Raw genomic sequence first — 12,512 nt, forward strand, 5'->3', positions numbered from 1 at the left:
GCGTGTCGTTTCGTTCGTACCCCTTGCGCGTGTTAATGTATCATCAGATCAGTGCCGACGGCTCAGCCGATGCGCTGACGGTACCCGTTCAGGAATTTACCCGGCAGTTGCACTACCTGCGGCAGGAAGGGTATACTGCCATCCTGTTGAGCGAGTTGGTCAGCCATATCAAAAAAGGCACTGCTTTGCCGGTTAAACCAGTACTGATTTCATTCGACGATGGTTATCGCGACAATTTCACCAATGCTTATCCCGTGCTGGAGCAGCTGCGGATGAAGGCGAATATATTTTTAGTACCTACTTTTTTGAATAAAGCCAGTTACCTTAGTATCGAAGATATCCGTACAATGGATCCGGCGCTGGTGGAATATGGGTTGCATTCCTACGATCACCAGAGTTATAAGGCGCTCAATGCCGAAGCCGTACGCAACGACCTCGTGCAATGCGCCGTATCGCTCGATTTGCAAGGGATTCCTTTTCAACCCTGTGTAGCTTTTCCCTATGGTGCTTATCCCAGGAAAGGAGAAGCTGTCCGCGAATTTCTCGATGTGTTGGCCGGCGAACGAATAGCGGCCGCCTTCCGCATTGGCAACCGGTTGAATGCCTTCCCGTTGCGCAATCCTTTGCTGATCCAGCGGCTCGATGTACGGGGCAACAATAATTTCAGCCAATTTACCAGACTGGTGCGTAAAGGCAAAAGCTGGTTTTGAAAACGTTGATCTATGCGTCCTGATTTCAGTGCCATCAATGCTTACTTCGATAAGATCTATATATTGACCCTGCCACGGCTGACAGACCGAATAGCGTCTTTCACCCGCGAACTGGAAGGGCTTAATTATGAGATCTTCTATGGCGTAGATAAAGAAGCCGTCGATTTCACCGATCTGAAGGAGCGTGGTGTCTACGATTCCGGGGCCTACAAAGATGTGTATAAGAAGCGGGCAGAAATGAGCATGGGCATGCTCTGTTGTTCACTTGGGCATGTCAGGATCTATGAATCGATCATCTTCAACAATTATAAGCGCGTACTGATCCTGGAAGACGATGCATTCCCCATCCTGGAAAACCTGGCGCGTTTTGCTGCAATCAGCGAAGCGTTACCAGTCGACTGGGAAGTGTTTTACCTCGGTTACGAACGCAATGAAACCTACGGATGGAAACAACAGCTGAAGAGAACCCTGTACAAACTGTTTCCCTTTCATTCAGCCCTTCGCTTATCGCGCCAGCATTACGCCAACTACTATCCAAAGAATATTTCTCCCCTCATCGCACAAGCCGGTTTTCACGATTGTACCCATGCCTATGCGGTAACACAGGCCGGCGCCCGCAAACTACTGCAGCGGCAGACCCCAGTGGCCTACAACCCGGATAACCTCCTCGCATTCGCCATTGCCGAGCGACAGGTAAAAGGATATATCTGCCGCCCCAAACTCTTCAACCAGCGCACCGCCTTTGTACACGAAATGGCCTCGCTAACCGCCTGATTGTGCTGATTATCAGCGTGAAATGATAGGTTGTCAACAGCCTTCATCAATTTATGCCCATTCACTGGCAAACACGGAACTTTTACCCTATTTTGTTCGCAAATCCGGTCCCCGTGAAAACACTCATGATCCCCTGCCTACTGGCTGTGATGGCCAATGTTGCCATCGCACAACCGACCCCTCCTACGCATATAGATACAACAGGAGGGCTCAAGCTTCAGAAAGAGAACATCATCAATGCCAACACCATCATCAAGATCGAGAACCTCGGGGTCAATATCAACTCCGACCTGCCCGAGTTAAGACCTACGATCTCCGCCGATGGTAATTTGCTTTTCTTCATCACCGAAAACCATCCTGCCAACACCAAATACAATTCGATTCCGAATTCGCAGGATATCTGGTATTCGGAAAGGGATACCCTGGGGCGGTGGAGCGAAGCTCGTCACCTCAAGGCACCGCTCAATACCGCCCACTACAATGCTGTGTATTGGATATCGCCCGATAAGAACAGGATCCTCATTCGTGGTGCCTTTATCGACGGTGGTTACCATGGCAAGGGTGTCAGCCTCAGCTACCGCAAGACCAACGGTCGCTGGAGTGAACCACAAATGTTGTACATCAAGAACTATGAAAAGTATGATCGCGGCTTGCTGTCCGGGGCGACCATGACCCACGACGCGCGTACTTTGTTATTATATATGACACCGGATAAAGGCAGCAGTTTGAATGACCTCTACGTTTGCCACCTGCAGGACGATGGATCCTGGTCGGAACCCAAAACACTTGGCAAGCAGATCAGCCTGCCGGGATACGATGAAATGACGCCTTATGTGGCTGCAGATGGTGTCACCATGTATTTCAGTAGCAACCGTCCGGGTGGACTGGGCGACAACGATATCTGGATGACCAAGCGCTTGGACAAGAGCTGGCAGAAGTGGAGTGAACCCGTTAACCTGGGTGCGCCCATCAATACCACTGGCTGGGATGCCTTCTTTACCCTGGATGCTGGTGGTGAATACGCTTACCTCACCACGAACCTGAACACCTATGGCGAAAGTGATATCGTACGGGTGAAGTTGTTGGAAAAAGAAAAGCCCAATCCCGTTATTCTCGTGAGTGGCAACGTCTACAACCAGAAGACGAAGGAACCATTAAGTGCTTCGCTGGTATATGAAACCTTACCCGATGGCGCGCCTGCCGGCAATGGAGTGAGCAGTCCGACGGATGGAGCTTTCAAGATCGTATTACCTTATGACAAGAACTACTCGATCCGCGCGACGGCCGATAAGTTCTTTGCCATATCTGAAAACCTGAATCTCGATTCTATGATCAAGGCGGGTTATAAAGAGATCCACAAAGATTTGTACCTGGTACCCATCGAGATCGGGGCCATCGTGCGCCTGAACAATGTATTTTTCGACTTCGATAAATGGGACCTGCGTCCGGAATCTTATGTTGAGCTGAACCGCGTAGTGAAGCTGTTGAAGGAAAACCCATCGATCGAGATCGAGATGAGTGCGCACACGGATAGTAAAGGTACCGATGAGTACAACTTCAAGTTGAGTGACAACCGGGCTAAATCGGTACGTGAATACATCATCTCACAAGGCATCGATGAAAAACGGATCATCTCACAAGGATATGGTGAGTCGAAGCCGGTAGCGCCGAATGATACCGATGAGAACAGGCAGCTGAACCGTCGTGTTGAATTCAAGATCCTGAAGAACTAAATAAGAGCCTCTTAAAATACAAACTGCTACTACCTGTTAGCCTGAGCGCGCAAGTAGTAGCAGTTTTTTATTAAGTAACAGTAAGTTATTTCATGTCCACGGGGATCAATACCAGTGGGGTAGGGAGGCAGGAAGCGCCGGGCGGCGAATAGGTAAACCGAATGGTTTGTTCTTCCCCATTGGGGGCTGGTGTAAACACCTGCACCAAAATGGCTTCGGGTGATTTGCGCGTCACGAGCTTGTCGGAGGGTAACTGAATGATACCTTCTTTAAACTTACCCTTGCTCACCACCATAGTATTGGCCATACCACCACACCATTGACCATTGTCGGCGCGGGAGTTCCAGGTCACCAGGGCTAGTCCGCGTCCATCGGTGCTTTTCCATTTCAGTTCTACTTCATACATAACACCATAGTTGCCGGCCAGGGTAGCAACGCGGCCCGTATTTCCTTCGGTACCCAGTACCCAGGGATCCTGGTTGCCATCGGCCATGATGATCTGTTGGATGCCATCTTTCGTATCGATGGTGTCTTGCGCCAGTACGCGGTAGTTAGATACACCAAAAATGCCACGACCTGCATTGACCCCTTTCGAAGAGATGGCAGCCTTGATGCGGTCGTTCGCTACAGTGACAGGCGTTTTCAGATCCGTTTGCACCACACTTACTTCGCCGGGCTGATCGATCACAAGCTCATAGAAGCCGTGTACCAGCTCATCATATTTGGCGACGTATTTCTCCTGCGCCGGATCGATCGCAATACTTTTACCGGGCTTGATGATACGCACGCCTGTTTGTGGCGTAGCGGCAAAGAAATCTGCCAGACCTTGCTTGCCAGCCAGAAAGTAGTTGGTGGTAGGTTTTTGTGAGGAGTATTTCAACAGGCGCAGGCGCATATCTGCTTTGCCCGTGTTTTTGATCACGGCAGCAATTCTCGTTTCGATCTTGGCAGGTTCCTTCACGCCATTGACATTGTAAACATACAGGCGAACGGTGCCGGGCGTTACTGCTTCCCGCAGCGCAACCGCTTCGGGAACGCGGATGTATTCCGGATCATCGGAGATCAGGTACTGTGGACCAGGCATTACGATCTTGCGATAGCCGATCTGGGGTAGTTTTTCGGTGAGTACGCCGGGCAGTTCCACTACGGCGCCCTGGGGCGCGGATAGTAAACGTTGGTTGAGGGCAGCATCGAGCTGTTGGGCGGTAGCAGGGCAGGCCGTAAGCAGGGCGCCGGACAGCAAAACAGACAGGCAACCCGCATTCCTTACTAATTTCTTAATCATGACGTGCAATGGTAGGTTATTAGGAAATAAATTTATTAACCATTGCGAATTTAGTAAAAGTATTTAATAACTAGTGCCCATTTAGCGGTATTTAGTGCTTCTTTTTACTGCACAGAGAGTAATTTATCGCGGGCAATAAGGCATCCGCCGATCACACCGGCCTTTTCCTGGAGCTTGGACATATGCAGTTGTGTGTCGTTGTTGACGAGGCTGAGCGAGTACTTGTTGAGGGCGCTGCGGATGGGAAGCCGTACGTAGTCGCCTGTTTCAGCCAGAATACCACCCAGGATCACCAGCTCGGGATTGAATATATTGATGAGTACAGAGATGCCCCGCCCGATCTTCTCACCCAGTTCGGCAATGAGTTCAATACACAATACATCTTCGTTCTTGGCCGCCTGGATGATGTCGATCAGGCGCAGGTTGTCGGGTATCTTATTTTGTTGCACCAGCACCGAAGTAGAGCCTTGCGCGATCTTCTCTTTAAACAGTCGGATCAATGCCTGGCCGGAAGCTTCTGTCTCCAGACATCCTTTCTTACCACAATGGCAGATGATCTCATTGGCAAACAGGGGGATGTGGCCAAACTCGCCACCGAAGCCCGATTTGCCGCGGTAGATCTTTCCGTCGATCATGATGCCAAGGCCGATGCCATAGTCCATATTGACGAACAGTACATTCTTTTCTTCCTTCACCAGGCCGTTGTGAAACTCGCCATAGGCCATGGCGCGTGAATCATTCTCCAGGAAAGTGCGGATGCCCGTGATCTGCTCCAGGATGGTGCTGAGCGGCTCTTCGTGAAAGTGAAAATAACTATAGCTGTAGCCGTTCTCGCTGTTGATGCGCCCCGATAGGTTGAGGCACAGCGCCAATATATTGCGGTGCTCTTCCGGCAACTGCGAAATGAACGTTTGGATCACCTTTACCAACTGGTCAAAGGCCTCACGGGTATTGGACAACTCGTACGGTACATGCATTTCCGCCTTCACCAGGTTCTTCTTGAAATCGAGCAGACCTATATTAATATAATACTGCTTTACATCTACCCCCAGGAAAAAAGCAGAATCCGCTACCAGTCCATACAGGTTTGCCTTTCGGCCGCCCCCTTTCGAATCTTCCTTTCCATAATCCTGCACCAGCCCGTCGGTCATCAATTCATTGATGAGGCTGGTGATCTTCGGCACACTGATATTCATCTCCTGGGCCAGATCGGTAATGGTGGAATTACCCGTTTGATCCAGGTGATTGATGATAGCCCGTTTGAAGGCCTTGTTTCTGTAGGCCACACCCGAGGTATTCTCTTCGGAAAAGATCTCAAATATGCTTTGTTTAACTGCCATAACCGGTAAGGGATAAAGTTTATTCATTAACTAAGATAAGCGAATGCCCAATAAATATTAAATAAGAGCTAATCTAGATTTTTTAATAAAAATATTTACTAACTGTCCGTGTTTGATAAATTAATTATTAAATTTACTAGCGAAAGTAAAACAAATTAATAATATCAAGGATTTATGGCGTCGGATGTTAGAAATCAAAGCCAGCTAGAAACTGTATCCCCTGAAAAGGAATGGCCTTTTGCGGCCTATGCTGCCCTGTACCGCGATGAGCTGCTGGAAAATGTGTTGCCTTTTTGGATGAAACACAGCCGGGACGAACAAAACGGCGGTTTTTTTACCTGCCTTCGACGTGATGGGAGTGTGTATGATACCGATAAGTTCATGTGGCTACAGGGCCGGCAGGTCTGGTGCTTCAGCCACATGTATAATAATATAGCACCTCGGCAGGAATGGCTCGATATGGCCCTGCAAGGCGCCGGCTTCATGGAGAAATACGGCCGCGACAACACGGGGGGCAACTGGTATTTCTCACTGACAGCAGCCGGCAAGCCGTTAACACAGCCTCACAACATATTCAGTGATTGTTTTGCTGCGATGGGGTTTGCGGCACTAGACAAGGCCACGCCGCACGACCGCTACAAAGAGATGGCGATCGATACATTCGAGAACATCATACGTCGCAAAGACAATTGGAAAGGCATTTATAATAAAGCCTATCCTGGTACCAGGCCATTGAAAGGATTCAGCCTGCCCATGATCCTGTGCAACCTGTCGCTGGAACTCGAGCACTTGTTGGGCGCCAGCCGGGTGGATGAATTTATTCCTACGGTGATCCACGAAGTGATGGACGTGTTTTACCAGCCACAGCATGGATTGATCCTGGAGAACGTGCAACCCAACGGAGCGTTTTCCGACAGCTTTGAAGGGCGCCTCATCAACCCCGGGCATACCATCGAAGCCATGTGGTTCATCATGGACCTGGCCAAGCGTATGGGTGATGAAGCCCTGATACGCCGGGCCTGTGATATCATGTTGCATACGCTGGAGTATGGATGGGACAAAGAGTTTGGCGGTATCCTCTATTTCCTCGATGTGCTGGGCAATCCGCCGCAACAACTCGAGTGGGATCAGAAACTGTGGTGGGTACACGCGGAGGCCCTGGTGGCCTTATCGAAAGGATATGCGCTCACGGGTGATGAACGTTGCCTCGATTGGTTCAAAAAAGTACATCAATATACCTGGGATCATTTCCGGGATGAGCAGTACGGCGAATGGTTTGGTTACCTCAACCGTCGCGGAGAAGTATTGCTCGATCTGAAAGGTGGTAAATGGAAAGGTTGTTTCCATATACCCCGCTCGCTGTACCAGGTGTGGAAGACCTGGGAAGCCCTTGACATAAAAACAGGCCGTTGATACACCGGGTGTAAGCGGCTGGTCCGTGAAAGTTTAGAACAGGCGAAGAGATCAGGACCTGCACATTCATAACGATTGCCAATTCACGATTGCCACGCCCATGATTGCTGCGTGTCAACATTGATAAAACATAAGAAAAAAAATGAGCCGTACGATCTATTGCTTATTAGTCTTCTTGCTGGCCTGCACTGTTCAATCGCGCGGACAACAGACACTGCTTACGGAGGTATTGATCATTGGTGGCGGTGCCAGTGGCACGACTGCGGGTATACAAGCCGCCAGGATGGGCGTCAACGCGCTCATCGTAGAAGAGACCAACTGGCTGGGTGGCATGCTCACTGCTGCCGGCGTATCAGCCATCGATGGCAATCACCGCATGCCTGGTGGCCTTTGGGGCGAGTTCAGGCAAATGCTGTACAAACATTATGGTGGCCCCGATTCTGTCGCAACCGGATGGGTCAGCAATACCCTCTTTGAACCGCATATCGGCAACAGGCTCCTGCAACAAATGGCCAGTGCCGAGAAGCAACTGAAGATCCTATACAATACCCGTTGGACCTCCGTAAAACGCGAAGGCGGCAAGTGGACCGTCACCATTACCCAGGGCAAACAGCAACACACCATTCAGGCAACCATCCTCATCGATGCTACGGAGTTGGGCGATGTGCTCGCCGCGGCGGGCGCTGCTTATGCCGTTGGTATGGATAGTAAGCAGGAGACCGGTGAGGCATTTGCACCGGAAAAAGCCAACGACATCATCCAGGACCTTACCTATGTGGCCGTACTGAAAGACTATGGCAAAGGCGCCAACAAGACCATTGCCAAACCTGCCGGCTATTCGGTCGCTGAATTTGGCTGCAGCTGCGATGTCAGCGATCCGGCTTCCTTCGATAGTCCGCAGAACAATTGCTTCCGCATGATGCAGTATGGTCGACTGCCCAACAACAAGTACATGATCAACTGGCCCAAATGCGGCAATGATATTTACCTCAACCTCATCGAGAAGACACCTGCTGAAAGAGAAGTTTTGTTGCAGCAGGCCAAACAACATACTCTTCGCTTTCTTTACTACCTGCAAACAGAACTAGGCTATAAAAATCTGGGCTTGGCCGATGATGAATTTCCTACAAAAGACCGATTGCCCATGATCGCTTATCACCGGGAGTCGAGAAGACTGAAGGGGCTCGTGACCTTTACGCTCAACCACGTGGCGCGTCCTTATGATACCCGGGAAGCGCTGTACCGTACCGGCATTGCGGTTGGCGACTATACCATCGATCACCACCATTTGAAGAATCCGACTGCGCCTTCCATCGATTTCGTCAAGATAAAGGTCCCTTCCTACAATGTGCCGATGGGCAGCCTCATACCCCGCAACACGGAAGGGCTGATCGTAGCCGAAAAAAGTATCAGTGTTACCAATATCGTGAATGGCGCTACACGCCTGCAACCAGTGGTGTTGCAACTTGGCCAGGCCGCTGGTGTAATGGCTGCTTTGTGTGTACAACAGCAAAAACAACCTGCACAACTAGCCGTACGGGAAGTGCAGGCGCAATTGCTCAGGGCGAATGGATACATCATGCCTTTCATCGACGTGCTAACATCCGATCCACAGTTCAGTACCATTCAAAAGATAGGGGCTACTGGCATCCTGAAAGGCACCGGTGTTCCTTATCTATGGGCCAACCAAACCTGGTTTTATCCGGAACAGCCAATGCCGGCCTATGAACTGGTTCAGGGGCTGCGCGGGTATTATCCCGTGCTGAATACCTACTGGGCCGCTTCCGGCGATCTGCTGACGGTAACCGGATTGGTTAAGATATTCAACGCAGCCGGCGTTGCCGTCACCGAACTACACGTGAACGACACATTGGCCGGCGCTTCTATAAACCTTCCCCGTGATGCTGGCGGTACTACGCTCAACCGGCGTGCGATAGCCTTATTGGTCGATCATTTCCTTCATCCTTTTGAAAAGCGCATCTCAATTTCAGGAAGCCTGGAATAAAACCAGTCCTAACATTCTAAACCTCCTTTTTAACCAATGCAGTTGTATATGAGACAATTCCGGCATCTTATGTTTGCAGGGCGCAGGATCTGGCTGCTCGCCTTCTTCATGGCCTACCACCTCTTGACGTTTGGCCAATCCAAATCGGTTACAGGTATCATCAGCTCCTCCGATGATCTTCCCCTGGCCGGTGTATCGATCGTACTGAAAGGCACTACACAGGGAGTATCTACCGATGCTACGGGTAAATTTACTTTGCCCGTTACTGCCGACAGACCCGTACTGGTAATCTCCATGACAGGGTATGTACCGCTTACCATTACCGCCAACACGACCTCTCTGATGAAGATCACCCTTGAAAAATCATTGAAGGATCTGGATGAGGTGGTAGTAGTCGGATACGGCCGTCAGAAACGTGGTAACGTAGTAGGTTCCGTATCGCAGATCAGTGGCGACCAACTTAAGCAGGCTCCTGCGATGAACGTCACCAATATGCTGGCCGGTCGTTTGCCGGGTCTTACCACCGTGCAACAGTCGGGTCGTCCGGGGGCAGATGATGCCTCGCTGGTGATACGGGGTGTAGGATCTTATGCCGGCGGATCAGCGCCCCTGATCATCATCGACAACGTGCAACGTCCATCTTTCAGTCACCTCGACCCCAGTGAGATCGAAAGCATCTCGATCCTCAAAGATGCCGTCTCAACCGCTGTATATGGATTGCAGGCTGCTAACGGTATCATCCTGATTACCACCAAGCGTGGTAAGAACCAGAAGCCACAGGTTAGCTACGACGGCGCAGTGACCGTGAACCAGAATACCCGCTTTCCCAAATTCCTGAATGGTCCCGATTATATGCAGTGGTACAACAAGGGTACCGACCTGGACAATGATTACAACGAGCATGTAGGCGCCAACATCGTTCCCTATACCTATTCTCAAAAACAGATCGATGAAGTGAGGAATGGTACCAATACCAATCCCTTGCTCGGCAACACCGATTGGCTTGATATGCTGGTAGGGCGTGAAAGCGTCAGTCAGCAACACGCCATCACTGTACGCGGTGGTACCGATAAGGTGAAATACTTTACTTCGGTAGGTATGCTCGACCAGGATGGCGTGGTAAAGAATACCGGTTTCAAACGGTACAACGTGCGCACCAACCTCGATGCCGAACTCAATGACGTATTCTCTGTGGCACTTGACCTGGGTCTGCGTCAGCAATTAACGAATACACCCGGTATCTCTCCCGACAACACGGCTTACCTCAACCCTTTCTACCAGGGTGTACGGATGTTGCCCAATATGCCGATGTATGCGCCTAACGGGTTGCCCACGGCGTACAACAGCAATGCCGGTTGGGTGAATCCCATCGCCTCCGTGGAGAACTCCGGATACCAGAAAACCCAAACCAATATCTTCCAGGGCAATGTAACCTTTAAGATCAAAGTGCCCTGGGTAAAAGGACTGGAAGCCAAATTGCTCACAGCCTACGATAAAAGCAGTACCGAGAACAAAAGCTGGCTGACTCCGTATACGGTGATGGGCCGTGGTCGTGACCAGATATCCGGCGACTATACACCGATCAATACCCTGCCGGGTATTACGCGTACGACACTGCGCCAGTCTTACAGTCAATATGCCCGTAAGACTTTCCAGCCCAGCATCACTTACAACAACAGCTTTGGCGATCACACGATCAGCATGTTGGCTTTGTATGAATGGTCTCAGCAAACCTCCAACGTATTCTCAACCGGCGCCAGTAATTTTTCACTCACCGATCTGCATGAGATCGATTATGGCAGCAAGGCGACCGAATACCAGATCGCTCCAACCGGTTCCAGCCGTGTAGATGATTCCCGCGCTGGTTATGTAGCCCGTCTCAACTATAGTTTCAAAGACCGCTACCTGCTGGAAGTGGCTACCCGCTTCGATGCCTCGGTAGATTTTATCAAGGCCAACCGCTGGCAGGCTTTCCCAGGTGTGGGCGCCGGCTGGGTCATCAGCAAAGAAGCATTCTTCGATGGTCTCACAGAAACAGTGAGCTTCCTGAAGCTGAAGGCTTCATATGGTAAAGTGGGCAGGGGCAATGTAGGCGCTTTCCCGTACCTGCAAACTTTCCTGTTAACTTCTTCTCCTTCCAACGTGATCGGCGGTCAGCCCGTGGCAGCCCTGTACACCAGTGCGCCACCGAATGTTGATCTCAAATGGGAAACAGCTTCTGTCGTGAATGGTGGTTTCGAGTCCGTATTCCTGAATGGCTTGCTCGCTTTGGATTTCGAGTGGTTCTATAAATTAACCGAAGGCATTCTTGATAACCCGGGTGCGCTTTATCCGCTCACACTGGGTGGTTACTATCCTTCCGCCATCAACAATGGAATGGTGGGTAACAAGGGTTTCGATATGCAGATCAGGCACCGCAACAGTATCGGTAAACTGCGTTACGGCGTTACCGGTAACCTGAACTGGGCCAGGAACAAGATCCTGCGCAGGAACGAAAGTGCCGGTCTGCCCGATTGGCAACGCACGGTGGGAAGAAGTGTAGGGCAGAAACTGGGCTTCGTCGTAGATGGTATGTACCAGACCTGGGAAGAAGCGGCCAATGGCGCCTCGCCCAGCGGTGGTGTGATCGCTCCCGGATTCTTTAAATACCGTGACCTGAATGGTGATGGTCGCCTGACGCGCGCCGATGATATGACTTTCGTTGGTCGTAGCAATATCCCTGAATTGATGTATGGTCTGAACATCGATCTGCAATATGGTGGATTCGATTTTACTGCCCTCTTTCAGGGTGCTGCGCTGGTGAATGTAAATCTCGCAGGTACCTATGAAGGTTCCAGTGGTACCAGTGGTGTAGACGACAATACGCCTTTTACCAAAACTTTCTATGGGTATGGAAACTCGCCGTACTTCCTCGTTGAAAACAGCTGGACGCCTGATAATCCAAATGCGGCGTATCCCCGTCTGACCGCTTATAAAGCCTCCCTGTCTGCGCACAACGCACACTCCAACTCAGGTTGGATCCGGGATGGATCATATTTGCGGCTAAAGTCGGCACAACTAGGGTACACACTACCCAAGCGGATGCTCAACAAGATCAAGGTGCAGCAGGTGCGTTTCTATGTATCGGGTTTCAACCTCTTTACCTGGGATAGCCTGAAATACCTCGATCCGGAAATGCCAAACGTGAACAACGGCTTCTATCCGCAACAAAAGATGTATTCAGGAGGTGTAAACATTACTTTCTAATTACCC

General features: G+C 50.5%; 8 protein-coding genes. 6 read left to right on the forward strand and 2 right to left on the reverse strand.

The window, feature by feature from the left end; all coding sequences use genetic code 11:
- The first annotated feature begins 2 nt into the window (after positions 1–2).
- The 3 genes from P2W70_RS13810 to P2W70_RS13820 all read left to right on the forward strand — a co-directional run bounded on the left by P2W70_RS13810 (position 3) and on the right by P2W70_RS13820 (position 3,217).
- On the forward strand, positions 3–710 hold the full coding sequence (locus P2W70_RS13810; protein WP_276482063.1) for a polysaccharide deacetylase family protein: 708 nt from the start codon (positions 3–5) through the stop codon (positions 708–710).
- A gap of 12 nt (positions 711–722) precedes the next feature.
- Positions 723–1,484 carry a glycosyltransferase family 25 protein gene (locus P2W70_RS13815; protein WP_276482064.1) on the forward strand — a complete coding sequence of 254 codons (762 nt, stop codon included), beginning with the start codon at positions 723–725 and terminating at the stop codon, positions 1,482–1,484.
- A 113-nt stretch (positions 1,485–1,597) separates the two neighbouring features.
- Positions 1,598–3,217, forward strand: a complete 1,620-nt coding sequence (locus P2W70_RS13820) for an OmpA family protein (RefSeq protein ID WP_276482065.1) — start codon at positions 1,598–1,600, stop codon at positions 3,215–3,217.
- An 85-nt stretch (positions 3,218–3,302) separates the two neighbouring features.
- Here P2W70_RS13820 and P2W70_RS13825 read toward each other — a convergent pair whose 3' ends face one another.
- The gene (locus P2W70_RS13825) at positions 3,303–4,502 is read right to left on the reverse strand and encodes a copper amine oxidase (RefSeq protein ID WP_276482066.1); all 1,200 of its coding nucleotides are present in this window, start codon (positions 4,500–4,502) and stop codon (positions 3,303–3,305) included.
- A gap of 104 nt (positions 4,503–4,606) precedes the next feature.
- Positions 4,607–5,842: an ROK family transcriptional regulator gene (locus P2W70_RS13830; protein ID WP_276482067.1), complete on the reverse strand. Its 1,236-nt coding sequence runs from the start codon at positions 5,840–5,842 to the stop codon at positions 4,607–4,609.
- A 174-nt stretch (positions 5,843–6,016) separates the two neighbouring features.
- Between P2W70_RS13830 and P2W70_RS13835 the strand changes: the two genes are divergently transcribed.
- From P2W70_RS13835 to P2W70_RS13845, 3 genes are all read left to right on the forward strand, one after another.
- Positions 6,017–7,255, forward strand: a complete 1,239-nt coding sequence (locus tag P2W70_RS13835; protein ID WP_276482068.1) for a n-acyl-d-glucosamine 2-epimerase — start codon at positions 6,017–6,019, stop codon at positions 7,253–7,255.
- 142 nt (positions 7,256–7,397) lie between these two features.
- A complete protein-coding gene (locus tag P2W70_RS13840) occupies positions 7,398–9,260 on the forward strand; it encodes an FAD-dependent oxidoreductase (protein ID WP_276482069.1) in 1,863 nt (620 codons plus the stop codon).
- A gap of 48 nt (positions 9,261–9,308) precedes the next feature.
- Positions 9,309–12,506: a SusC/RagA family TonB-linked outer membrane protein gene (locus P2W70_RS13845; RefSeq protein ID WP_276482070.1), complete on the forward strand. Its 3,198-nt coding sequence runs from the start codon at positions 9,309–9,311 to the stop codon at positions 12,504–12,506.
- The last annotated feature ends 6 nt before the right edge of the window (positions 12,507–12,512 follow it).

It is taken from the genome of Paraflavitalea pollutisoli (assembly GCF_029360705.1).
Taxonomy (GTDB): Bacteria; Bacteroidota; Bacteroidia; order Chitinophagales; family Chitinophagaceae; genus Paraflavitalea; species Paraflavitalea pollutisoli.